This is a genomic window from Sulfitobacter sp. HNIBRBA3233 (genome assembly GCF_040149665.1).
Lineage (GTDB): Bacteria > Pseudomonadota > Alphaproteobacteria > Rhodobacterales > Rhodobacteraceae > Sulfitobacter > Sulfitobacter marinivivus.
The window spans coordinates 2626795-2650852 of the sequence record NZ_JBEFLP010000001.1 but is presented as its reverse complement, the minus strand read 5'-3'; the positions used below and the strand labels follow the sequence as shown (position 1 = coordinate 2650852).

Genomic DNA, 24058 nt, shown 5'->3' with positions numbered 1-24058 from the left:
AAGAGGATCGGACCGCTTAGATGGGGCGCATGGCAAAGAACAAGTTTCATGACGGCGCGGGCCCGTCCCAAAGACAGCTTCGGGTTGGCGAAACCATCCGCCGCGCGCTGAGCGAAGTGCTCCAGCGCGGGGATATTCACGATTCCGACCTGAACGCGATGTCGATCACGGTCGGCGAGGTGCGCGTATCGCCCGACCTGAAGATCGCGACCGCCTATGTGCTGCCGCTCGGCGGCAAGGGGCAGGAGGATCTTCTGAAGCTTCTGGCCCGCAACAAGGCCGAACTGCGCCGGCAAGTGGCCCGGAAACTGACGCTGAAATTCTCGCCCGACCTGCGGTTCCAGCTGGACCGGACCTTCGACCAGATGGACGAAACCCGCCGGATGCTGTCGCAGGACGTGGTGCGCCGCGATGCCGAAGCGGGCGACGACGACCCGGAAACGCCGTGAAGCAGCTGTGCGCCCTGCTGATGCTCTGGGCCTTTGGCGCGGGCGCGGCCGGTGCCGCCGATTGCCGCGAAGAAACCTTTGATCGTGTGGAATACGTGATCTGCACCGTCGATCTGCGGCGCGAACAGCTGTCGCTCTTTCTCTATGACGAGGCGGACACCCCCTACGGATATTTCGGATCGCTGGACAAGTCGCTCGAGGCGACGGGTCGCGGCCTTGGCTTTGCGATGAACGCGGGCATGTACCACGAAGATCGCGCGCCGGTCGGGCTTTATATCGAGAACGGCAAGATGCTGCGCGATCTCGTCACCAGCGAGGGGCCGGGCAATTTCGGTCTGTTGCCCAACGGGGTCTTCTGCATCGAGAAAGGCAGCGCGCGCGTGATAGAGACACTGCGCTTTGCCGCCGAAAATCCGCAGTGCCTGCACGCCACCCAATCGGGGCCGATGCTGGTGATTGACGGGGATCTGCATCCGCGCTTCCTGCGCAATTCCACATCGCGGTATATCCGCAATGGTGTCGGCACCGATGCGGACGGGCAGACGGCGACCTTCGCCATCTCGAATGCGCCGGTGACGTTTCACGAATTCGGGCGGCTTTTCCGCGACCATCTGGGGCTGGATCAGGCGCTGTACTTCGACGGCAACATTTCGCGGGTCCGCGCCCCCGGCCTGATGCGCAACGACATCGGTTTCGGCGCGCTTGGCCCCATTGTCGGCGTGATCGAAGCCGCGCGCTGACCCCTTGCAGCCCGCGCAGCAGTCGCTAAGAGGGCGCACACCAGCATCAGGAGCCATTCTTCATGGGACGTAAACGCAAGGGCCGCGATATCAGCGGCTGGGTCGTGATCGACAAACCTGCCGGTCTTACCTCTACCGCCGTGGTCAATAAATTGCGCTGGGCTTTCGACGCGAACAAGGCAGGCCACGCCGGAACGCTGGACCCCGACGCGACCGGCGTGCTGGCCATCGCGTTCGGAGAGGCCACGAAAACCGTGCCCTACATCACCGACGCGCTGAAGGCCTATACGTTCACCGTGCGACTGGGGCAGGCAACCAACACCGACGATGCCGAGGGCGAGTTGATCGCCTCCTCCGACGACCGTCCCGACGACGGCGCGATCAAGGAGGCGCTCCAGCAGTTCGTCGGGGATATCGAACAGGTGCCGCCACAATTCTCGGCGGTAAAGATCGACGGCCAGCGTGCCTACAAGCGCGCCCGCGACGGCGAGGAGATGGAAATCGCCGCCCGCCCTCTTTTCGTCGAGAGCCTGCTGCTGGTGGACCGGCCCGACGCCGATCACGTCACGCTGGAAATGGTCTGTGGCAAGGGCGGCTATGTGCGGTCCATCGCGCGCGATCTGGGTCAGGCGCTGGGCTGCTACGGTCACGTGCGCGAATTGCGCCGCGTCTGGTCGGGGCCTTTTTCGGTCGAGGATGCGCTGACGCTGGATCAGGTCGAGGCCGCGGCCCGCACGCCCGATCTGGATGCACATCTTCTGCCGCTGGAAACCGGGCTGGAGGATCTGCCAGAGGTCACCGCCTCGAGCGAGGGCGCCACGCGCCTGCGCAACGGCAACCCCGGCATGGTTTTTGCGGACGGCGTGGAATACGGCGACGAATGCTGGGCCTCCTACGAGGGCCGTGCGGTCGCCGTCGGACGGCTCAAAGGGGCCGAACTGCACCCCTCAAGAGTGTTCAACACCGCCTGATCCCCGCCGCCGGTTTGCAACGCTACGGCTTTCTGGCAGGACAGTCCCATGATCACCCGCACCCATACCAAGGGCGACGCGCCTTCGACGGCGGTCTATTCGCCCTGCGAGGCCTACCGATACAGCCTGACGCGCGTCTGGGATCCCGCCCGCGACCGCGTGCTTTTCGTCATGCTCAATCCGTCCACAGCGACCGAGGTCGCCAACGATCCAACCATCGAACGCTGCGAGCAACGCGCGCGGCGGCTGGGCTTCGGCGGTTTCTGCGCGGCCAATATCTTTGCCTTGCGCGCCACGGACCCGCGCGAGATGAAGGCCCACCCCGAACCGGAAGGCACCGGCAACACCGCCGCCCTGCTGGAGGCGGCATCCTGGGCGGACACCATCATCGCCGCCTGGGGTGTGCACGGCGCGCACCGCGATCAGGGCGCCCGTGTCGCCGACAGGTTGCGTGCGGCAGGGCACCTCCTGCACCATCTGGGGCTGACAAAGCACGGCCATCCGCGCCATCCGCTCTACCTGCCCTACAGCGCCGCGCCGCAACCATGGCCCGCGGCGCCCACCGGCACCTGACGTTAACCCTTTTACCCTTAGTCTTTTGACGATTCGGCACAAATCTGTGTTTATGAAACTGGCGCGCGGGTGCGCCGAAAGGGGATAAAGGGATGCTCTGGCTTGCCGGATTGATGGGATTGATGGCGGTCGGCACCTTCGCCTTCATCGACCCGCAAAATACAGCAGACGACGGAACGGCAGACGCCGGCCCCGCACCCGAGGCGGGCGATATGCTGGCGCAGGCCGGTGACGTCACGGCCACCTCCGCGCCGCTGGATTTTACCGCGTTCCGGGCCGGTGCCGCGCCCGACACCGTGATGGACGGGGAAACCTTCTATGATCCGCGCGGCGGCGACGATGCCGCAGACCTTGGTCCGCTGATCCTCAGCCCCGAGGATATGATCCTGCTGACCGAAGGCAGCGATGGTGATGACGTGATCGAGGGCGCCGACGGCAACGACCGCATCGCCGCAGGGGCGGGCGCGGATGTTGTGACAGGCGGCAACGGCAACGACGAATTGCGCGGGCAGGATGGCAACGACACCCTCAGCGGAAACGCGGGCGAGGACACGCTTCACGGCGAAGACGGAACAGACACCCTCTCCGGCGGCGAAGCCAATGACGACCTGATCGGGCATAACGCCAATGATGTGCTGTTCGGGGACGACGGGAACGACCTGCTGACAGGATCGGCGGGCGATGACCTGCTCGATGGTGGCAGTGGCGACGACGTGCTGCACGGCGGGCTGGACGATGACACGCTGCAGGGGGGCACCGGGGCAGACACGCTCTTCGGGGGCTGGGGCAACGATCTGCTCAACGGCGCGATGCGGGGCGCGGACGGGGCCGATACGGATGCGGCGGATTTCCTCAACGGCGGCGGTGGTGACGATACCCTTCTGGCCGGGCGCTGCGATATCGTTACAGCAGGGACCGGCGCGGACCGGATCGTGCTGGGCGACTGGATATCCGGCGGGGACGCGACCGACCTGATCGATTTCGCACCCGAAGAAGACAGCCTCTTGCTGGTCTGGGACGACAGTGACCCGGAGGCAGAGGAGCCGCTGATCGAGATTTACGGCGATCCCGACGACGCCGGGCGCGATCTGGTGCTGATGGACGGCGAGGTGGTGGCGCGCATCGCGGGCACCGGCCTCGCCCCCGAGGACCTGTCGCTCATCCCGCTCAGCAGCGCCGTCACCCTCGGGCTTGCACCGGAAAGCTGACCGGCACGGCAATAAGGTTTTGCCATCCCCACAGAATCCTCCTATACGCCCCCATCGTCTGCGGATTCGCGCGGGCGTACTCCATGGGCCTGCGCTGGACGACATCCCGGCCTGCGCCATCACACCAACCTTTCAAAGGAGACCCCGATGTCGATTACTGCTGAAGAAAAGACACGTCTTATCAAGGAATTCGGCGCCAAAGAAGGCGATACCGGTTCCCCAGAAGTGCAGGTCGCCGTGCTGACATCGCGCATCACGACGCTGACCGAACACTTCAAGACCCACAAGAAGGACAACCACGGTCGCCGTGGCCTTCTGAAGATGGTCGCGACACGCCGCAAGCTTCTCGACTATGTGAAGTCCAAGGATGAAGCGCGCTATCAGGACCTGATCAAGCGTCTGGGCATCCGCCGCTAAACGCGCGCGCCTTTCGCACGGATTTGAACCGCGCGTCCCTTCCGGGGCGCGCGGTTTTTCGTTGCGCCGGGGCATGGTCCCACGCGCCGGCGGCAGCCACGTCAGGGCGTGACGACAGAAATCGCGGGGCTGCGCGCCTCGATCGCCGCGGCGGCATCGAGAAGGATATCCTCACGGAAGCGCCCGCCGATCAGCTGCGCGCCGAGCGGAACATGCCCTGCCTCTCCGGTCCCGAAACCGGTAAAGACGGACATCCCCGGCAATCCCATCAGCGGCAGGCCCACCTGCGTCAGCTGCGCCTCCATGACGCGCGGGAAGTTTTCCAGATCCAGCAGATCCCGGAACGGCGGCTCGGCGGACACGGGGCAGATCAGCACCGGATAGCGCCCGAGGAACTCTTCCCATGTGCGCAGAAAACCGACCCGCGCCTGCAACGCATCCAGCACATCGTTCAGGTCCGGTTCCGGGGTGAGTTTCTGCATCTCGGCCAGAACATGCATGGCGTCGGCGTTCGCTTCCTTATCGAAGGCCGCACGGGATCCGCGCGCCATTTCCGCCAGCCACAGCTGCGCCTGACGGCGGGCGGGTTCACGGAAGGGCGGGCTTTCCACTTCCGTCACCTCCCAACCGGCATCTTTCAGGCGGTCGGCGGCATCCCGCAGCGCCTGTTCGACAGCCGGCTGCGTGGCCAGCCCCTCGGGCGAGACGCACAATCCGGCGCGTTTGGGATAGGCACCACGGTCCAGCGGCACCGGCATATGCCACGGATCGCGCGGGTCGGAGACGCTCATCGTTTCCAGTGTCAGCCGCACATCCGCCACCGACCGCGCGTGCGGGCCAGAAACCGCCATCAGCTGCGCGCCGATATGGCGGTCCGGCGACGACGGGTTCCAGGCCGCGACACGCCCCATGGTCGGGCGAATGCCCTGAAGCCCGCAGGCGTAGGCGGGATAGCGGATCGACCCGCCGATATCCGTACCGTGGCCCATCGCGCCAATGCCCGCCGCCGTGGCCGATGCGGCCCCGCCCGAAGATCCGCCCGGCGTGATCGCGGGGTTGTGCGGGTTCTTGGTGTGCCCGCGCAAATCGTTGCGGGTAAACCAACGCAGCGAAAACGCGGGCGTGTTGGTGCGTCCGATGATCACCGCGCCCGCACGGCGCAGGTTCGACACAACCGGGTTGTCCGCCTCGGCCATCAGATCCTTCTGGACGCGCAGGCCGTTGGTCGTGGGAAACCCGCGCTGGTCTACGTTTTCCTTCGTCGTGACCGGCACACCCGCCATCGGGCCCAGCGCATCCCCGCGCGCACGCGCCGCATCGATGGCATCGGCGGCTTCCAGCGCCTCGTCGTCGTTGCGCGCCACCACGGCGTTGATCGCCGGGTTGACCGCGTCCATGCGCGCCAGCGCCGCTTCGGTCATGGCCCGTGCGGTGACATCGCCTGCCGCCACCCGCTGCGCCACATCCGTGGCTGTCATTTCCCACAATTCCATAATCATCTCCCGGTATTTTGCGCCAGCGTTGCACGTCTTTGACGCAACGGCAATCGCGGCGCTTGCGCGGGCCCGTGAACCACCCTAAAGGCGAAACCAGATGCATCTTTGGGGGACCGCGCCATGCAGAAAACGATCGTCAACAGCTGGAACGAATGGGATCCGCTGAAACACGTCATCGTGGGCCGTGCCGACGATTGCCACATTCCCCCGGCAGAACCCGCGCTGGACGCGAAAGTGCCCGAAGACAGCGACATGCGCGGCCAGTGGGGCCGCCGCCCGCAAGAGAGCATCGACCGCGCGAACGAGTTGCTGGACAGCTTCGCGGCCCAGCTTGAGCGGCGCGGCATCCGCGTGGACCGCCCCACGCCGATCGACCATGCGATGCCGGTCACCACACCGGATTTTCACACCGAAAGCCAGTTCGGCTGCATGCCGCCGCGCGACGTGCTGCTGACGGTCGGCTCGGAAATACTCGAAGCGACCATGAGCTACCGCTGCCGCTGGTTCGAATACCTCAACTACCGCCCGCTGTTGCAGCAATACTGGAACGAGGACCCGAATTTCCGGCACGAGGCCGCCCCCAAGCCGCGGCTGACCGATGCCGATTACCATCCCGACTACCTGTCCGAGAAGATCGGCGAAGCGAAGCGGCTGGAATGGGCCGCCGAAAAGTTCTTTGTCACAACCGAGGAAGAGCCGCTCTTCGACGCCGCCGACGTCTTGCGTTTCGGCCGCGATCTGGTGGTGCAGCACGGGTTCACCACCAACCTCAAGGGGATCGAGTGGCTGCGCAGGCACTTCCCCGACCACCGCGTTCACGCCGTGAACTTTCCCGGCGATCCCTATCCCATCCATATCGACGCGACCTTCACGCCGCTGCGGCCGGGCCTGATCCTCAACAATCCGCAGCGCCGCCTGCCGAAGGAACAGCGCGCCCTGTTCGAACGCAACGGCTGGGAAATAGTGGATGCAGCGCAGCCCACACACAACCAGCCGCCGCCGCTGTGCTATTCATCGGTCTGGCTCAGCATGAATGTTCTGGTGCTGGACCCCAAAACCGTCTGTGTGGAGAAATCCGAGGTCTATCAGGCCGAGCAGATGGACAAGCTGGGCATGGAAGTCGTGGAAGTCGAGCTGCGCGATGCCTACGCCTTTGGCGGGGGGCTTCATTGCTCCACGGCGGACGTCCACCGCGAGGGCGTGTGCGAGAACTACTTTCCCACGATGGGAGACTAGGCAGGGACCGCTGGCGCATCATGGGCGGCGCCGTGGAGACGCCTCAGATAGAGCCAAAGCGCCTGGAAGATGTTGAAAAGGCCCAGCAGCGCCAGCAGCCAGAAGGCAAACCTGAAGATTTGTTTTGTCATCCGGCGCCCATACCCTGAATTCCCCACGAGGGTGATGGATAGCGCAGGTTTGCCGAACGATCAAAACCCTCGGTATGTCGGCGCGCGGCCTGCGGTCAGACCGGCATATTCTCAAAGATGTCCTCGAAAGCCTCATCCTCGAGCGTGCGGTTCATGTCGCGCAGGCGGCGCGGAACCGTGTCGCCGTTGCCGATCAGCTTGCAGATCATTTCCTGCACGTCGGCGCGCAGATGGTCGCGCTTGTACGGCTCCGCGCGTTTCATCCGCGCTTCAAGGTCGGCGATTTCCTCGGCAAAGATATCGCGGTTGCAGTCCTGTCGCATGATGTCCCTCCCATGGCGATTCTACCCGATAATACCATTCCCGCAGCGGTTGAGGGTTAATCTTTGCCAACCAATCAGCGGGCGGCGATCCGCCGCTCTTTCCAAGAGACTGCAAGTCCTGTATGCGCGAGGGATCTGAAAGCCGGCGCCCGGACCGCAGCGCCGTCAAAAGAAGATACCGCGGTCAGGGGCAATACGGCCCCTATGAAATGGCCAATGGGCCGACAAGGAAACGATGATGTTTAACGAAACGAAGAAAAGCATGCAGTGGGGCGAAGAGACGCTCACACTCGAAACAGGAAAAGTGGCCCGCCAGGCAGACGGCTCGGTGATCGCTACTTACGGCGAGACGAGCGTGATGGCCAACGTCACCTTTGCCCGCCAGCAAAAGCCCGGTCAGGACTTCTTTCCGCTGACCGTTCACTACAACGAGAAATACTACGCTGCGGGCAAGATCCCCGGCGGTTTCTTCAAGCGTGAGGCCCGCCCCACCGAGAAGGAAACACTGACAAGCCGCCTGATCGACCGGCCGATCCGCCCGCTGTTCGCACCCGGCTTCAAGAACGAAGTTCTGGTGATGTGCACCGTGCTGAGCCACGATCTGGTCAACGACCCCGATATGGTCGCGATGATCGCAGCCTCCGCAGCGCTGACCCTTTCGGGCGCGCCGTTCATGGGCCCGATCGCCGCCTGCCGCGTGGGATACGAGGATGGCGATTACATCCTGAACCCCACCGTCGACGACATGCAGGATCTGCGTCTGAACCCCGACCAGCGCCTTGACCTTGTGGTCGCAGGCACCAAGGACGCGGTGATGATGGTGGAATCCGAAGCCTACGAGCTCACGGAAGCCGAAATGCTGGGCGCCGTGAAATTCGCGCACGAGCAGATCCAGCCGGTGATCGACCTGATCATCGATCTGGCCGAAGACGCCGCGAAAGAGCCGTTCGATTTCCAGGCGCCCGACTATTCCGACCTCTTCGAGGCCGTGAAAGCCGCAGGCGAGGACGAAATGCGCAAGGCCTTCGCGATCTCCGACAAGCAGGAGCGCACCACGGCCGTTGCCGCCGCCCGCGAGACCATCAAGGGCAAGCTGACCGAAGAGCAGCTGGAAGACGGCAACCTCGGCTCCGCGATGAAGAAGCTCGAAGCGTCGATCCTGCGCGGTGACGTGGTCAAGACCGGCAAGCGTATCGACGGACGTCGCACCGACGAGATCCGCGACATCGTCAGCCAGACCGGCATCCTGCCGCGGACCCACGGCTCTGCCCTGTTTACCCGTGGTGAAACGCAGGGTCTGGTTGTGACCACGCTGGGCACCGGCGATGACGAACAGTTCATCGACGCGCTGCACGGCAAATTCAAATCCAACTTCCTGCTGCACTACAACTTCCCTCCCTATTCGGTTGGCGAAGTGGGTCGCGTGGGCCCTCCGGGACGTCGCGAGATCGGTCACGGGAAACTGGCATGGCGTGCGCTTCAGGCGGTTCTGCCTGCGGCAACGGATTTCCCCTACACCATCCGTGTCGTGTCCGAGATCACCGAATCCAACGGCTCGTCCTCCATGGCGTCCGTCTGCGGTGGCTCCCTGTCGATGATGGACGCGGGCGTGCCGCTGAAATCCGCCGTGGCCGGTGTGGCCATGGGTCTGATCCTGGAAGAAGACGGATCCTACGCGATCCTGTCGGACATTCTGGGTGACGAAGACCACCTTGGCGACATGGACTTCAAAGTGGCGGGGACCGAAAACGGGATCACGTCGCTGCAGATGGACATCAAGGTTGCGGGCATCACACCCGAGATCATGGAAAAGGCCCTCGCGCAGGCGAAAGATGGCCGGATGCATATCCTCGGCGAGATGAGCAAGGCGATCACCGGTGCGGCGGAATTCTCCGTCCACGCGCCGCGCATCGAAACCATGCAGGTGCCCACCGACAAGATCCGTGAAGTCATCGGATCCGGCGGCAAGGTCATCCGCGAGATCGTCGAGGTTTCGGGTGCAAAGGTCGACATCAACGACGACGGCATCATCAAGATCGCCAGCCCCAACGGCGACGCGATCAAGAAAGCCTACGACATGATCTATTCCATCGTGGCCGAACCCGAAGAGGGCAAGGTCTACACCGGAACCGTGGTCAAGATCGTGGACTTCGGCGCCTTCGTGAACTTCTTCGGAAAGCGCGACGGGCTGGTCCATGTGTCCCAGATCGAAAACCGCCGCCTGAACCACCCTTCGGACGTTCTGAAGGAAGGTCAGGAAGTCAAAGTCAAGCTTCTGGGCTTCGATGACCGTGGCAAGGTGCGCCTGTCGATGAAAGTCGTCGATCAGGAAACCGGCGAAGAGATCAAGAAAGAAGAAACCGCGGATTGATCCCGCGTCCTGCTTTCTGAGCAAATCGAAGGCCCCGACCGAAAGGTTCGGGGCCTTTTTTCGTTCGACCGCACGCGACTCGTCGCCTCCTGTCCTTCTCCACGACAGTCCGCGCAGGCGCACTTTCAGACACTCCGGTGAACGCGTTCGCAACTTTTTGCCCAGTTGGTGCGTTACGCTTGCGAACCTATTCATCAGGGAGACACTGCCATGTCACTCATGGACCGTCGCACATTACTCTTTACCGGTGCCGCCGCTTTCGCTGCCGGCCCTGCCCTTTCCGCCACCGGCACCTATCAGGTGCCGGCCCATCTGCAACCGCGCATCGTGCCGGTCAAGGACGGCTTTCAGGCGGGCGAGATCCACGTCGATCCCGGCCAATTCGCGCTCTACTGGATCCTTCCGGGCGGAGAGGCGATCCGCTATCCCGTCGGCATCGGCCAAGAAGGCCGCTACACCGCCGGGACCTTCACCATCCGCCGCAAGGCCGAATGGCCAAGCTGGACACCGACCAAGGCCATGATCCGCCGCGAGCCCGAGATATACGCACAACACGCAAGCGGCATGCCCGGCGGGGGTATGAACCCGCTGGGGGCGCGTGCGCTCTATCTCTACAGCGGTGGGCGCGACACCTACCTGCGCATCCACGGTACGCCAAAACCGCACACGGTCGAGGCCCGCGTTTCAAACGGGTGTGTGCGAATGATCAACGCGCATGTGATCGACCTTTACAACCGTGTGCCCAACGGGACGCGCGTGGTCTTGCACTGAACCGGCCCGCACAGATTTCCGGAAATGGCCCGCAACCGTGCGGGCCTTTCTTTTGCGCCGTGCGCGCAGAACAGTCGGTGCAACCACGGGCCGAGGAAACACCGTCACGAAACTGTAATAGTCCGCTAATTTCAGATGAGCCGGACAGCCTTCGTGAAAACCAGATTTGATTATCCTGCGGCCCTGTCGGAAAGGCCGTTCGACACCGGCCCCGACAACACACGGATCTACTGGCGCAATGACAAAGGCCGCGATCCCGCGCTGCTGGTGGTGCAGTCCGATTTCGCCAGACCAGAGGCACGCGGGGATCAAACGCTCCTCAAACGGGGCCGGCAGCGCTTCATCTTCCGCCAGCGTCTGGGGCGACGCAGCTATGTCGTCAAACTCTTCCCGCTCAGCTTTATCTGATCGAAACTGCGGCACCCGAAATATGCCTACCGCGAATTCCTCTCAGCATTCTTTCTCTGCGCGGGCTTATCTCGCACGATCGCAACCTGATGGCGCCACTGGTCGATGCCTCGCGCGGGATCTACGTGTTCGTTCTGCGACGCGGTCAGAGCGATCCGGCCACGCAGACATCTGTCCACGCGACCGACAATGCGTCGGAAACTGCCGAGACGCTGCAAGCGGTGTTCGGCGCGGGCACTCTGGCCTATCTCGAAACCTTGCGCGGAAACTGAAAACGGCCACCCCGCAAGGGGCAGCCGCATTTCGTGTCACTGCCTGTCCGACGCGCTCAGGACGGGGCCTTGGTCGTGCGCAGATAGGGCAGCACGGTCTTGAACTCACCGAACTTCGCCTTCGCGTCCTCGTCCGACAGGGTTGCGGGGATGATCACATCGTCGCCCACGTTCCAGTTGGCAGGTGTTGCTACGCCCTTGCCGGTCGATGTCTGCAACCCGTCGAGGGCGCGCAGCACCTCGGCAAAGTTGCGTCCGACGGTCATCGGATAGGTCATGCTGAGCTTGAGCTGCTTGTCCGGCCCGATGATGAAAACCGACCGCACGGTCGCGCTGTCGGCGGGCGTGCGCCCGTCGGGCAGGTAGGCCTCGGCAGGCAGCATGTCGAAGGCCTTGGACACTTCAAGGTCGCCATCCGCGATGATCGGGAAACCCGCCTTGGTGCCGGCAACGGTTTCGATATCGCCTTTCCACTTCTTGTGATCCTCGACGCCGTCGACGGAAACGCCGATCACTTTGGTGCCGCGCTTTTCCCACTCGTCGGCCAGTTGGGCGACCGCTCCGAATTCCGTGGTGCAGACCGGCGTGAAATCCTTGGGGTGTGAAAACAGGATCGCCCAGCTGTCGCCGATCCAGTCATGCAGCTTGATCATGCCCTGATCGGTCGCGACCTCAAGATCCGGGACGGTGTCGTTGATGCGCAAAGCCATGGTTCAAGTCTCCTCTTTTTGTATCCGTTGCCCCCTACCTAGTCATTCCTGCGACGGTTGCCATCCCCCCGCTTGCGAACCGCGGATGCCGATGACAGAGTGGCGCCAAATTCTCATCAAAGGAGCATTCCCATGCTGGAGAAAAAGCAATTCTACATCAACGGCGCGTGGGTCGACCCCGCCCAGGCCAACGACTATCCGGTCATCGACCCCTCGACAGAGGAACAATGTGCCACGATCTCGCTCGGCAGTCAGGCGGATACGGACGCCGCTGTCGCCGCCGCGCGCGCGGCCTTTCCCGGCTGGTCGCAGACCCCGCGCGAGGAACGCGTCGCGCTGATCCAGAAACTGGCCGACATCTACAAGGCCCGCAGCGAGGAAATGGCTCAGGCCATGAGCATGGAGATGGGCGCGCCCATCGAAATGAGCCGCAGCAGCCAGGTCGGCGCAGGCAGCTGGCACATCGGCGGCTTTCTGAAAGCCTTCGAGGAATTCGACTTCGAGCGCGATTTCACCGCGACCGAAAAAACCCTGCTCGAGCCCATCGGCGTCTGCGCATTGATCACGCCCTGGAACTGGCCGATGAACCAGATCATGCTCAAGGCGATCCCGGCCATGGCGACAGGCTGCACGATGGTGTTGAAACCGTCCGAAGTGGCCCCGCTCTCGGGTCTGCTCTTTGCTGAGTTCGTGCATGAGGCTGGGTTCCCCGCAGGCGTGTTCAACATGGTCAATGGCGATGGCGCAGGTGTCGGCAGCCAGCTTTCGGCGCATCCCGATGTGGACATGGTCAGCTTCACCGGCTCGACCCGCGCGGGCATCGCGATCTCGAAAGCAGCGGCGGACACGCTCAAACGCGTCTCGCTCGAGCTTGGCGGCAAAGGTGCCAATATCATCTTCGCGGATGCCGACGAAAAAGCCGTCGTGCGCGGCGCACGTCACTGCTTTGCCAACTCGGGCCAGTCGTGCAACGCGCCAACCCGGATGCTGGTGCACAGCTCGAAATACGAAACCGCAGTGGCACAGGCCGCCGATGTCGCAGAAAAGACCAAGGTCGGACCGGCCTCCGAAGAAGGCCGCCACATCGGGCCCGTGGTCTCCGAAGTGCAGTTCGACAAGATCCAGGGACTGATCGAGAAAGGCATGAAGGAAGCCCGCCTCGTCGCGGGTGGTCTTGGTCGTCCGGACGGGCTGAACCGCGGCTACTACGTGAAGCCGACCGTTTTCGCGGATGTCACGAACGACATGACGATCGCGCGCGAGGAAATCTTTGGCCCTGTCCTGTCGATCATCCCCTTCGAGACCGAGGAAGAGGCGATCGCCATTGCCAACGACACGCCCTACGGTCTGACCAACTACGTCCAGACCACCGACGACGAGAAGCGCCGGCGCGTCGCGCGGCAGCTTCGCTCGGGTATGGTGGAAACGAACGGCAAGGGCTTTGCCGCGGGCTCTCCCTTTGGCGGGTACAAGCAATCCGGCAACGGGCGCGAGGGAGGCACATACGGGCTTGAGGAATTCCTCGAAGTCAAAGCCGTCTCGGGCTGGGCCGCCGAATAGTCCAGAGCCGATTCCGGAGAAAAGAAGGGGGCGGTCCGGTTTCGGGCCGCCCTTTTTTTGCATCGGCCACCTGCGCTCGCTGAAACGGCAGGATTGAGTTTATTGGCAAAATGGAGAAGCGAAGGTGTGCGCGTTAAGCGACTGTTAACCAAGCTATGGGAGAGTGGAGATGCGCAGACAGCTGGAGAGCGACCCTGCGTGCAAAGTGGAGAAGCTCCGCCCGCAGCGTAACTACGCGAGGGCGGAGTGGACCACGCCCCGGGCCGCTTCTCTATTTTGCCCTTAAACTCAATCCCGCACTCTCAAAATGGCGCCTTCGCCCGGATTTTGGTCGACCGGCCGCCGTCGGGATGCTTGAACCGCAATTCCTCGGAGTGCAGCATAAGGCGCGGATAGTCTGCGGCGGCCCCGGTGGCGTAGAACGGATCGCCAAGGATCGGATGACCGAGGGCCAGCATGTGGACACGAAGCTGGTGGCTGCGTCCGGTGTGCGGCATCAGACGCAGCCGCGCGGTCTTGCCCTCATCCTTGAGGAGCCGCCAGTCGGTCTGTGCGGGCTTGCCGGTCTCGCGGCATATCTTCTGCAAAGGCCGGTTGGGCCAGTCGACGATCAGGGGCAGATCGACGGTGCCTTTCTTCTCTGCCGGCACCCCCCAGACCCGCGCAACGTAGGTCTTCCTGGTCATGCGTTTCTCGAACTGCAAACCGAGGTGGCGCTGCGCGTGGGGCGTTCGGGCGAAGATCATCACACCGGACGTATCGCGGTCCAGACGGTGCACAAGAAGCGCCTCCGGAAAGACATCCTGCACCCGCGCCAGAAGGCAATCCTCCAGATCGGGCCCTTTCCCCGGCACCGACAAGAGGCCACTGGGCTTGTCGACAAGAAGCACTTCGTGGTCTTCGTGGAGAACCACCAGCGGGTCGTCGGGGGGAGAATACGTTGCGTCCATGCCCCACCCTATCGCGTTGCATGACTAGGTTTTCAACCCGCCCCGTGCCACTCTGCGAAAAAAGGGAGAGACCCATGCATCCGACAATCCAGAGTTTCCACGACAAGGTCCTCGCGCATACTCACGATGGCATCGCAGAGCTGATGGCCGAGGACGTGCGCTTCCAGCCGCCGACCTATTGGGCCACCTGGAACGGGCGCGCGGCCGTGGCGGCTGTGCTTGGCCATGTGAACGAGGTCTTCACCGACTTCAGCTATCGCCGCGTGATGGGCTCCGGCAACGACTGGGCGCTCGAGTTCCAGTGCAAGGTCGATGGTCTGGATTGCGTCGGGGTCGATCTGATCACACTCGGCGACGACGGGCTGATCCAGCACTTCGAGGTGGTGATGCGACCCTACAAGACGATCGGCGCCTTGCGGGCCGCTATGAACGAACGCGTCTCGCAGGATCCGTCGTTCCTGCAGCACAAGTCGGCGCTGTCCTGATCCTATCGCGGTGCCGCCGTGCGGGCGCGCATTTGGCGCACCATGGAAGTCGTATAGATCACCAGCGCCAGCCAGATGAGCGGGAAGGCGACCATGCGCGCGCGCCCGACCGGTTCGTCGAAGACGAATATCGCGACGAGGAAGATCATCGTCGGTGCGATATATTGCAGGATACCGATGGTCGACAGGCGCAACAGCTTTGCGCCGTTGGCATAAAACATCAGCGGCACCGCCGTCACCAGTCCACAGCCGACCAGCATCCACGTGTCGAAAGCGTCGCCGGTGGCGAAATGCCCTTCGCCGGTTGTCCCCAGCCACACAACGTAGCCCAGCGAAGGCGCAAGCAGGATCAGCACCTCCAGCAGGAACCCCTGATTGGGGCCGATGGGCAGGCTTTTCTTCGCCAGCGCGTAAAACCCCCAGCTCAGCATCAGGCCGAAGGCCGCCCAGGGTGTGCGTTCGGCGTCCACGATCAGCACCAGCACCGCGACCCCCGCCACGGCGATGGCCGCCAGCTGCGCACGGCTCAGCCGTTCGCCCAGAACCAGCGCCGCCAGAAAGATGCTGAACAGCGGGTTGATGTAATATCCGATGGCAGCATCGACGGTCTGGCCGACGGAAATCGCCCAGACATAGATCCCCCAGTTGATCGAGATCAGCGCCGCCGTCACGCATCCCATGCCCAGCATACGCGGGTTGCGCAGCGCCTCGCGCAAGGCACCGGTGCGGCGGGTCGCGATCAGCACCACAAGCGCGATCGGCACCGACCAGATGATCCGGTGCGCGACCACCTCGGCCGCGCCCATGTGGCTGAGCGCCTTCATGTAGAGCGGCAGAAACCCCCACAGAATGTAGGCGCCCAGTGCAAAGGCAAGGCCCTGCGGCGTGTCCTGGTCCTGTGTCGGCGGCTGGGTGTCGGGATTGCGCATCTGTCCTCCGGTCTGACCAAATAGGTAGAACAGACAGGCGCCCGGTAAAAGCACTGCATTGTAACGGTTACATTTTTACCCGTTCCGATTTCGGGTCATACATGGGCTTCAGCGCCGCCTCGGCGCGCACGCGGGTGCCCATCACATCAATCTCGTAGCGCGAGGCCAGAAGCTCTGCCGCCCCCTCACCCGCACAGGGCACATAGCCCATGGCGATGGCGCCACCCAGACTGTGACCATACGCCCCCGAACTGACATATCCCACGATTTCGCCATCCCGCAGGATGGGTTCGTTGTGATAAAGCAGCGGTTCGGGATCGGTCAGGCGGAACTGCAGCAGACGGCGCGCCAATCCCGCGTCGCGTTTCGCCAGCACCGCGTCACGGCCGATGAAATCGGGCTTGTCGGTCTTCACGGCAAAACCGAGCCCCGCCTCAAGGACGTGATCCTCCGACGTGATGTCGTGGCCGAAGTGGCGGAAGGCTTTCTCGATGCGGCAACTGTCCATCATGTGCATCCCGCAGAGGGTCAGTCCCACCTCCTGCCCCGCCTCCATCAGCGTCTCGAAGGCGTGGACCGCCTGATCGGCGCTGACATAGATTTCCCACCCCAGCTCGCCTACATAGGAGACGCGGTGCGCCCGTGCGAGGCCGAGGCCCAGCTCGATCTCCTGCGCGGTGCCGAAAGGGTTTGCGGCATTCGAGAAATCGTTGGGCGATACGGCCTGCATCAGGTCGCGCGCACGCGGCCCCATGACGGCCAGCACGCCCTCGCCAGCGGTCACATCCGTCAGCACCACGTTGAAGTCACCGATATGGCGGCGCATCCATGTCTCGTCCGCCAGCCGCGTCGCCGCAGGTGTCACCACCAGATAGGCGGTCGGCGACAGGCGCGTCACCGTTACGTCCGCCTCGATCCCGCCGCGCGGGTTGAGGAACTGGGTATAGACGATCTTGCCCACCGGCACCGAGAAATCGCCGCCGCCGACGTGGTTCAGATAGGCTTCGGCATCGCGGCCCTCCACGCGGATCTTGCCAAAGGACGACATGTCGTACATGCCGACACCGCTGCGCACGGCGCGGTGTTCCGCCGCCACGTTTTCAAAGAAGTTCTGCCGACGCCAGCTGTAGCGATACGCGCGCTCCTGATCCGGACGGGCAAACCAGTTGGCGCGCTCCCATCCGGCAAGCTCGCCCATCACCGCGCCGTGTTTCAAAAGCTCGGCGTGAAACGGCGTGCGGCGGACACCGCGCGCGGTCGCCTTTTGCCGAAACGGGAAGTGGTCGGCATAGAGCAGCCCCAGCGTTTCCGAAGACCGTTCGCGCAGGTAGCGGCGGTTGCCCTGAAAGGGCTGCATCCGCGCGATGTTCACATCGCCAAGGTCAAAGGGTTTCTGCCCCTCGTCCATCCACTGCGCCAGCGCCATGCCCGCACCGCCCGCCGACTGGATCCCGATGGAGTTGAACCCCGCCGCGACCCAGACGTTGTCCATCTCGGGCGCAAGGCCAAGGTGGTAAGCATCGTCGGGGGTAAAGCTTTCGGGACCGTTGAAGAAGGTATGGATGCCCGCTTCGCCCAGCATCGGCATCCGCGCGACGGCCTGTTCGAGGATCGGCTCGAAGTGGTCGAAATCCTCGGGCAACTGATCGAATTCGAAATCGCGCGGTATATCCAGCGTCCAGGGCTTTGCCACAGGCTCGAAGGCGCCCAGCATCATCTTGCCCGCGTCTTCCTTGTAGTAGGCGCATTCGTCCGGCACCCGCAGCACCGGCATCTGAGTGAGACCCTCGATGGGCTCGGACACGATGTAGAAGTGTTCGCAGGCGTGCAGGGGCACGTTGATGCCGGCCATCCGTCCCACAGCATGGCCCCACATGCCCGCGCAGTTGACGATCGCGTCGGCGGCGATATGGCCTGTCTCTGCGCCCTGCTGCCAGTCCACGCCGGTCACGCGGCGGCCTGACCGCGTGATGCCCGTGACTGCCGTGCGCTCCAGCACCTGCGCGCCGCGCTGGCGCGCGCCCTTGGCCAGTGCCAGCGCGATATTGGCCGGATCCCCCTGCCCGTCTTTCGGCAGGTAGACCCCGCCGGTCACACCCTGCGTGTTGAGGTGGCTATAGCGCGCCTTGACCTCGGCAGGGGAAATCTCCTCGACCTCCACGCCGAAGGCGCGTGCCATGGCCGCCTGCCTGAAGATCTCCTCGCGGCGTTCGCCGGTGAGTGCCACGGTGATCGACCCCACCCGCCTGAAGCCCGTTGCCACGCCTGTCTCGGCCTCGAGGCTGCCGTAGAGTTCCTGACTGTACTTAGCGAGCTTCGTCATATTCGCCGTCGCGCGCAACTGCGCGATCAGACCGGCAGCGTGCCAGGTGGTGCCCGAGGTCAGCTGCTTGCGTTCCAGAAGCACGACATCGCGCCATCCCAGCTTGGTCAGGTGATAGGCGACGGAACAGCCGATGACCCCCCCTCCGATAATGACGACACGGGCATGGGTGGGAACATCGGCCATTCAGGGGCTCCTCAGACGATGGTGTGACCCGCCGCGCGCAGGCGTCGGGCGATTTCGGCGATATGGCCGGGGCTGACTTCGCAACAGCCGCCGACGATTGTGGCCCCCGCATCGACCCACGCCATGACGTGATCGGCGTAGTTCTCGGGCGTGAAGTCCTTGCGCACCCGCAACGCGTCCACCGTTGGCTTGTCTTGCAGGAACCCTTCGGTGATGGTCTCGAACCCGTTGGCATAGGCGCCGTAGGGCAGGCCAGTGTCCGCCAGCACCGCCAGACCGGCAGGGATCGCTTCGGGTGTCGAGCAATTGATCAGGACGGCGTCGGGATGCCCGGATTTCAGCGCCTCGGCGAGCGGTTCGCCAGAGCGCAGCACGCTGCCATCGGCATCGCCGACGGTGAAGGCCAGCCAGACGGGTTTGTCCGTGCGCTTGGCCGCGCGCATCGCATCGCGCGCCTGCGCAACCGACGCGATGCTTTCGAACAGCACCAGATCACAGTGCGGCGCCAGCAGATCGACGATTTCGCCGAACAGCGCCTCGGCGGTGTCGCTGTCGGGGTGCAGATCGGCCCGATAGGTCGCACCCAGCGGCCCGATAGAGGCAGCCATCCGGGCGGCACCGGAGGTCCGCGCTTCCTCCAGCGCCATGGCGTGCAGGTCGGAAAAGCTGTCCTCCATCCCCGTCCCTTCGAGACGGTCGTGGTGGATCGCGTAGGAATTGACCGTGGCGACAGTGGCCCCGGCCTGCGTGAAATCACGGTGCACCTCGGCCACGAGGCCGGGCCGGTCTATCATGATCTGGGTCGACCAGAGCGGCGTCGGCTTGTCGCCCGCGCGATGGACCAGTTCCTGCCCCATGCCGCCGTCGAGCAATGTGATTTCAGCCATTGGCGCGCCTCCGTGCCGGGGAACGCTGGAAGAGTATTTTCGTCATGCACGTAGTCTTTCATTTTCGGGGTCCCAGAGCGGTTGGTCCGCCTGGACGGTTGCCCGGCACATCTGCCCGAAAATGTTGATCTCTACCACCGTTCCCGGCTGCGCCAGATCGGCACGGATGCAGCCCAGCGCGATCGACTTGCCGACGCGGTATCCCCAGTCGCCGCTGGTGGTTTCCCCCACCACCTGTCCGTCGTGGAACACCGTGGACATATAGGGCGCGTCCTGATCGCCCGCCTCGACGGTCATGGTGACGAACCGCTTTTCCACCCCGCGCTGTTTCTGCGCCAGAAGTGCCGCCTTGCCGGGGAAATCCTGCGGTTTGTCGAATTTCACGAAGCGCTCCAGCCCGGCCTCCAGCAGCGAATAATCCGTGGACAGATCGCCCTTCCAGGTGCGGTATCCCTTCTCCATCCGCATGGAGTTCAGCGCGTACATCCCGAACGGCCGCGCGCCCGCGTCGATCACCGCGTCGTAGATCGCGGGGATATCCGCGTTCTCGGCGTGGATTTCCCAGCCCAGCTCGCCCGCGAAGGACAGGCGTACCAGCGCCGCCCAGCGGCCGGCGACCTCGGCCTCTTGCAGGCTCAGCCACGGCAGCGACAGATCGCCGGTGGTCAGCCCCGCCAGCAGGTCGCGCGATTTCGGCCCGGTCACCAGCAGGGTCGACATGCGGTCGGTCCAGTCCTCGAAGGTCAGGCTGCCGTCCTGCGGCAGACGGGATTGCAACAGCTCCGCGTCGTGCCACTGCGCCACGGCGGCGGTGACAAGGATCAGACGGTCCTCGGCCTCGCGCGAGACGGACATTTCGGTCAGGATCCTTCCGCGATCGTCCGCGAAATACACAAGCCCCGTGCGCCCGACCTTCGGCAGCGCACCGGTGACCTGCCCACGCAGCCATTCATCCGCGCCGGGGCCGGAAACCTTGAACCGCGAAAACCCGGACAGCTCCAGCACGCCGGCGCTGTCGCGCACCGCCTCGATTTCCTCCTGCACACGCTGCGCCCAGGGGCCGTTGCGATCCCATGTCTGTGTTGCTTCTTCGGAGGTGTCGTCGCCCGCCATCGCGAACCAGTTGGCGCGTTCCCAGCCGTTGTACGCGCCCATCTGCCCGCCCTGCGCGCGCAGCTTGGCGTCGATGGGCGACAGTTTCCTGTCGCGGCCCGCGGGCCATGCGTGATGCGGGAAATGCATCGCATATTCGTGGCCGTAGGTCTCCATCGCCTTGGCGAGGCAATAGTCGGGGTCGGTGTAATCGGTATAGCGGCGCGGATCGACGGCCCACATGTCCATCTCGGTCTGGCCGTAAATGATCCATTCGCTCAGCACCTTGCCCGCGCCGCCGCCCTGCGCGATGCCGAAGGTGAACGAATGCCCGTCAAAGGCATTGCGCACACCGGGCATCGGCCCGATCATCGGAAGCCCGTCGGGCGCGTAGGGGATCGGCCCGTTGATGTTGCGCCCGACACCGGCCTGACCCAGCAGGGGCACCCGCGCCATCGCATCCTCGATGTAGAACTCCAGCCGCTCCAGATCGTCGGGGTACAGCTGGAAACTGAAATCCTCGGGCATCGGATCGTCCGGCGTGACCCAATGCGCCTTGCAGTTCCGCTCGTAGGGGCCAAGGTTCAGCCCGTATTTATCCTGCCGCAGGTAGTAGGAGATATCGACATCGCGCACGATGGGCAGCTTGTGACCGACCTCGCGGGTCCATGCCTCAAGCTCGGCAATCGGTTCGGTCAGGAAATACTGGTGGCTCATCGTGACCATCGGCACGGTGCGCCCGCCGAAGGGTCTGAACATCTCGCCCACGCGCTGCGCGTAGTATCCCGCGCAGTTCACGACGATCTCGGCGCGGATCTCTCCTTTCGGGGTCTTGACGATCCACTCGTCGCCGCGCCGGTCAAGACCGGTCATCGGGCAGAACCGCTCGATGCGCGCACCGTGGTCGCGCGCGCCCTTGGCCAGTGCCTGCGTCAGCTGCGCGGGATCGATATCGCCATCCATCGGGTCCCACAGCCCGCCGGCCAGCGCGTGGGTTTCCATGAAGGGATGGTATTCGCGCATCTCGGACGGGGTCATCACCTTCATGTCGAGCCCCTGATAGGCGCCCATCGACGCCACGCGCTCGAATTCCATCATCCGCTCGCGGCTGTGGGCCAGCCGCAGCGATCCGGTCACGTGGTAGTTCATCGGATAGTCCACGTCGTCGGCCAGCGTGCGGTACATTTCCAGCCCGTAGCGCTGCATGTTCATCACCGCCCAGGAGCTCGAGAAATTGGGACAGTTGCCCGCCGCGTGCCACGTGGACCCTGCGGTCAGCTCGTTCTTTTCGATCAGAACGCAGTCGGACCATCCCGCCTTGGCAAGGTGGTAGAGGGTCGAGGCGCCGACCACACCGCCACCGATGACGACAACGCGGGCCGTTGTTGGAAAATCGCTCATGTTTCCTGCTCCTGCTTGGGGGTGTCGTCGGTGATGTCGTAATAGTCGCCCTTGTCGGCGGTGAAGATATGCCGCTTCAGCCGCAGGCCCGTCGGGCCGTCCAAAGCGCCCAGCGCGATCCCGGTGTCGGGATCCGCTGCCCCCTTCCAGAATAGGAACGACCCGCAGCGCGGGCAAAAGCCGCGCCGCGCGCTGTCGCTGGCGGCGTACCATTGCGGCGTGCCGGTTACGGAAAGCGCATCATCCATCACCTGCACCGAGGCCCAGTGATGGCCCGATTGCTTGCGGCACTGGCTGCAGTGACAGGCCGCGGGATCCCGCGCGGGGCCCGTGGCGGTAAACCGGATGTCTCCGCAAAGGCAGCTGCCCCTCAGCATGTCATCCCCTCCCCGGTGTGGTGGCACTGCCCAGCAGGACACCGTAGACAACGAAGCAGGCCCCCATCACGCGCCTGACCCAGACGTTGAACACAGCCCCCAGGGCCGCGCGCCCGATCCCCGCGCCCAGAGCGGTGAAGCCGGTATAGCTCAGCGCGGTCAGGGTCAGCGCCGTGGGAACGATCACGCCCATCTGGGTCCAGATCGGGACATCGGGCTGCACGAATTGCGAAAATGCGGCGAGATACCCCGCGACGCTTTTGGGGTTAATCGTGGCAATGGCAAAGGCGCGCAGGTAGATGCTGCGCGCGGGCCGGTCGTCGATGCGCACGGGCTTGCGCGCGTTCAGGATGCCGCGCACGCCGAGATAGATCAGAAACCCCGCCCCGATGTATTTCGCCACCGTAAAGGCAGCCGGAGAGGCGGCGATCAGCGCGGTGACACCCGCCGCCGACAGCAGCAGAAACAGCGTTGCCTGCGTGAGAATGCCCAGCACCCCCACCATCGCGCGCCGGAATCCCAGCGCCATGCCGTTCGAGATGCAGTTGACCGCATTCGGCCCCGGCGTGGTCACGAAGACCACCCAGAACAGCGCGAAGACGATCCATCCCTCCCAACTCATGTCAGTAGACCGGCGGCGCGATGACCCATATCGCCACCACCGGCGTATCGGTCCGGTTGGCCCAGCGAAACGGCTCGCCGCGGATACGGAAACTGTCGCCGGGATCGAGACGGTGGGTCACTCCCGCGATCTCGATCTCAAGCGTGCCGGAGAGGATATAGCCAACCTCCTGCGTCGGGCGGGTCACCCTGTCGGCGATGCGCGAATGGGGCTGGAACGTGCAGTGCACCATCTCGAAATCATCTGTGAGGTCCGGCGACAGCAATTCCTCGACCAGCCCCGCGACCGAACTGCCGATGGGGCGGCGGGTGCCGGCGCGCACGACATAGCCTGCCTCGTTTGCCGGGGCTGCCTCGTGACGGAAGAGGATCGAGACCGGGACGTCCAGATGGGCCGCGATGTGGCGCAGATCGGTGATCGAAGGGTCGGATTTGTCCCGCTCCACCTGGCTGAGCCATCCGACGGAGCGGCCCAGCGCCACGGCCATATCCGCAAGCTTGATCCCGCGTGCGCGCCGCAGGGCCCGAAGATCGGCCCCCAATGTGTGCGGTATGCCCGGACGGTGATGCTGCATGGTCCCCAACGCGCTGCCTGTCGGACCAGCGTTGCAGCAGGATCGTGAAAAAATCCAGACTTATTTCACAGCACTGAAAATATCCGCCATGATCGCGGTCAGCGCCTCTGCGTCCTCGGCGGTGAAGGCATCCGCACGGTCACTGTCGATGTCGAGCACGCCCAGAAGCCTGCCGTTCCCCGCCCAGACCGGCAGGACCAGTTCCGACCGGGTCGAGTTTGCGCAGGCGATATGCCCGGGAAACGCATCGACATCGGGCACCAGCTGCACCTCGCCCGTGCGCGCCGCAGCGCCGCAGACGCCGCGCGCAAACGGGATCTGGAGGCACCCGTGGCCGCCCTGATAGGGGCCGATCTTGAGCATTTCCGGACCTGTCACGCGGTAAAATCCGGTCCAGTCGAAGCGGTCGTCACTGTGGTGGACCTCGCAGACGACGGTGGCCATCAGCGCGACCTCGTCGGTTTCGCCTTCGGTCAGCGCGGCAAGGGTTTTGGCGAGGGTGGGGTAGTCCACATGCATGGGATCGTGTCCTGACAGGTTGGAGGCGGCCAGGGCCGCCATGAGTTTATAGGCAAAATGGAGACGGGCGTCGCGCG

The 24058-nt window shown here is 64.1% G+C and carries 26 protein-coding genes; 13 read left to right on the top strand and 13 right to left on the bottom strand.

Going from position 1 to position 24058, the window contains the following annotated elements; genetic code table 11:
- Positions 1-29 precede the first annotated feature (29 nt).
- From rbfA to rpsO, 6 genes are all read left to right on the top strand, one after another.
- Positions 30-449: a 30S ribosome-binding factor RbfA gene (rbfA, locus tag ABMC89_RS12980; protein ID WP_349568362.1), complete on the top strand. Its 420-nt coding sequence runs from the start codon at positions 30-32 to the stop codon at positions 447-449.
- A complete protein-coding gene (locus tag ABMC89_RS12975; protein ID WP_439655650.1) occupies positions 446-1189 on the top strand; it encodes a phosphodiester glycosidase family protein in 744 nt (247 codons plus the stop codon). Before rbfA ends, ABMC89_RS12975 begins: the two co-directional genes overlap by 4 nt.
- 62 nt (positions 1190-1251) lie before the next feature.
- Positions 1252-2160, top strand: a complete 909-nt coding sequence (gene truB, locus ABMC89_RS12970; RefSeq protein WP_349568360.1) for a tRNA pseudouridine(55) synthase TruB — start codon at positions 1252-1254, stop codon at positions 2158-2160.
- A 48-nt stretch (positions 2161-2208) separates the two neighbouring features.
- On the top strand, positions 2209-2733 hold the full coding sequence (locus ABMC89_RS12965; protein ID WP_349568358.1) for a DUF1643 domain-containing protein: 525 nt from the start codon (positions 2209-2211) through the stop codon (positions 2731-2733).
- Between the two features lie 92 nt (positions 2734-2825).
- Positions 2826-3941 carry a calcium-binding protein gene (locus tag ABMC89_RS12960; protein WP_349568356.1) on the top strand — a complete coding sequence of 372 codons (1116 nt, stop codon included), beginning with the start codon at positions 2826-2828 and terminating at the stop codon, positions 3939-3941.
- A gap of 147 nt (positions 3942-4088) precedes the next feature.
- The gene (gene rpsO / locus ABMC89_RS12955) at positions 4089-4358 is read left to right on the top strand and encodes a 30S ribosomal protein S15 (RefSeq protein ID WP_349568354.1); all 270 of its coding nucleotides are present in this window, start codon (positions 4089-4091) and stop codon (positions 4356-4358) included.
- Positions 4359-4459: 101 nt separating this feature from the next.
- Here rpsO and ABMC89_RS12950 read toward each other — a convergent pair whose 3' ends face one another.
- Complete coding sequence (locus tag ABMC89_RS12950) at positions 4460-5851, bottom strand: amidase family protein (RefSeq protein ID WP_349568352.1); 1392 nt, start codon at positions 5849-5851, stop codon at positions 4460-4462.
- Positions 5852-5974: 123 nt separating this feature from the next.
- Here ABMC89_RS12950 and ABMC89_RS12945 point away from each other — a divergent pair, with 123 nt between their 5' ends.
- Complete coding sequence (locus ABMC89_RS12945; RefSeq protein WP_349568350.1) at positions 5975-7090, top strand: serine/threonine protein kinase; 1116 nt, start codon at positions 5975-5977, stop codon at positions 7088-7090.
- On the opposite strand, the gene ABMC89_RS12940 is transcribed toward ABMC89_RS12945, so the two are convergent.
- A complete protein-coding gene (locus ABMC89_RS12940) occupies positions 7087-7221 on the bottom strand; it encodes a hypothetical protein (protein ID WP_349568348.1) in 135 nt (44 codons plus the stop codon). The two genes, ABMC89_RS12945 and ABMC89_RS12940, sit on opposite strands and share 4 nt — an antisense overlap.
- Positions 7222-7316: 95 nt before the next feature.
- Complete coding sequence (locus ABMC89_RS12935; RefSeq protein ID WP_349568346.1) at positions 7317-7544, bottom strand: hypothetical protein; 228 nt, start codon at positions 7542-7544, stop codon at positions 7317-7319.
- Positions 7545-7782: 238 nt separating this feature from the next.
- Between ABMC89_RS12935 and pnp the strand changes: the two genes are divergently transcribed.
- The 4 genes from pnp to ABMC89_RS12915 all read left to right on the top strand — a co-directional run bounded on the left by pnp (position 7783) and on the right by ABMC89_RS12915 (position 11366).
- A complete protein-coding gene (gene pnp / locus ABMC89_RS12930) occupies positions 7783-9915 on the top strand; it encodes a polyribonucleotide nucleotidyltransferase (RefSeq protein WP_349568344.1) in 2133 nt (710 codons plus the stop codon).
- Between the two features lie 210 nt (positions 9916-10125).
- Positions 10126-10686, top strand: coding sequence for a L,D-transpeptidase (locus ABMC89_RS12925; RefSeq protein ID WP_349568342.1), 561 nt, complete (start codon positions 10126-10128; stop codon positions 10684-10686).
- Positions 10687-10839: 153 nt separating this feature from the next.
- Positions 10840-11094, top strand: coding sequence for a hypothetical protein (locus tag ABMC89_RS12920; RefSeq protein ID WP_349568341.1), 255 nt, complete (start codon positions 10840-10842; stop codon positions 11092-11094).
- An 89-nt stretch (positions 11095-11183) separates the two neighbouring features.
- Entirely contained in the window at positions 11184-11366 is a 183-nt protein-coding gene (locus ABMC89_RS12915; RefSeq protein ID WP_349568340.1) for a hypothetical protein, read from the top strand.
- Between the two features lie 56 nt (positions 11367-11422).
- On the opposite strand, the gene ABMC89_RS12910 is transcribed toward ABMC89_RS12915, so the two are convergent.
- Positions 11423-12076: a peroxiredoxin gene (locus tag ABMC89_RS12910; protein WP_349568339.1), complete on the bottom strand. Its 654-nt coding sequence runs from the start codon at positions 12074-12076 to the stop codon at positions 11423-11425.
- Between the two features lie 132 nt (positions 12077-12208).
- Here ABMC89_RS12910 and ABMC89_RS12905 point away from each other — a divergent pair, with 132 nt between their 5' ends.
- Positions 12209-13636: an aldehyde dehydrogenase family protein gene (locus ABMC89_RS12905; protein WP_349568338.1), complete on the top strand. Its 1428-nt coding sequence runs from the start codon at positions 12209-12211 to the stop codon at positions 13634-13636.
- 302 nt (positions 13637-13938) lie between these two features.
- On the opposite strand, the gene ABMC89_RS12900 is transcribed toward ABMC89_RS12905, so the two are convergent.
- Complete coding sequence (locus ABMC89_RS12900) at positions 13939-14586, bottom strand: RluA family pseudouridine synthase (RefSeq protein WP_349568337.1); 648 nt, start codon at positions 14584-14586, stop codon at positions 13939-13941.
- A gap of 74 nt (positions 14587-14660) precedes the next feature.
- Between ABMC89_RS12900 and ABMC89_RS12895 the strand changes: the two genes are divergently transcribed.
- On the top strand, positions 14661-15071 hold the full coding sequence (locus tag ABMC89_RS12895; RefSeq protein WP_349568336.1) for a nuclear transport factor 2 family protein: 411 nt from the start codon (positions 14661-14663) through the stop codon (positions 15069-15071).
- 2 nt (positions 15072-15073) lie between these two features.
- Here ABMC89_RS12895 and rarD read toward each other — a convergent pair whose 3' ends face one another.
- The 8 genes from rarD to ABMC89_RS12855 form a co-directional block, all read right to left on the bottom strand.
- Positions 15074-16000 carry an EamA family transporter RarD gene (gene rarD, locus ABMC89_RS12890; protein WP_349568335.1) on the bottom strand — a complete coding sequence of 309 codons (927 nt, stop codon included), beginning with the start codon at positions 15998-16000 and terminating at the stop codon, positions 15074-15076.
- Positions 16001-16067: 67 nt separating this feature from the next.
- A complete protein-coding gene (locus ABMC89_RS12885; RefSeq protein WP_349568334.1) occupies positions 16068-18509 on the bottom strand; it encodes a GcvT family protein in 2442 nt (813 codons plus the stop codon).
- Positions 18510-18520: 11 nt separating this feature from the next.
- The gene (locus ABMC89_RS12880) at positions 18521-19396 is read right to left on the bottom strand and encodes a homocysteine S-methyltransferase family protein (RefSeq protein ID WP_349568333.1); all 876 of its coding nucleotides are present in this window, start codon (positions 19394-19396) and stop codon (positions 18521-18523) included.
- A gap of 42 nt (positions 19397-19438) precedes the next feature.
- Positions 19439-21889, bottom strand: a complete 2451-nt coding sequence (locus tag ABMC89_RS12875) for a GcvT family protein (RefSeq protein ID WP_349568332.1) — start codon at positions 21887-21889, stop codon at positions 19439-19441.
- Positions 21886-22266, bottom strand: coding sequence for a GFA family protein (locus ABMC89_RS12870; protein ID WP_349568331.1), 381 nt, complete (start codon positions 22264-22266; stop codon positions 21886-21888). Before ABMC89_RS12870 ends, ABMC89_RS12875 begins: the two co-directional genes overlap by 4 nt.
- Before the next feature lies 1 nt (position 22267).
- Positions 22268-22888 (bottom strand): LysE family translocator, encoded by a 621-nt coding sequence (locus ABMC89_RS12865; protein WP_349568330.1) that lies wholly within the window; start codon positions 22886-22888, stop codon positions 22268-22270.
- Between the two features lies 1 nt (position 22889).
- The gene (locus ABMC89_RS12860) at positions 22890-23462 is read right to left on the bottom strand and encodes a helix-turn-helix domain-containing protein (protein ID WP_349568329.1); all 573 of its coding nucleotides are present in this window, start codon (positions 23460-23462) and stop codon (positions 22890-22892) included.
- Positions 23463-23522: 60 nt separating this feature from the next.
- On the bottom strand, positions 23523-23981 hold the full coding sequence (locus ABMC89_RS12855) for a free L-methionine (R)-S-oxide reductase MsrC (RefSeq protein WP_349568632.1): 459 nt from the start codon (positions 23979-23981) through the stop codon (positions 23523-23525).
- Positions 23982-24058 lie beyond the last annotated feature (77 nt).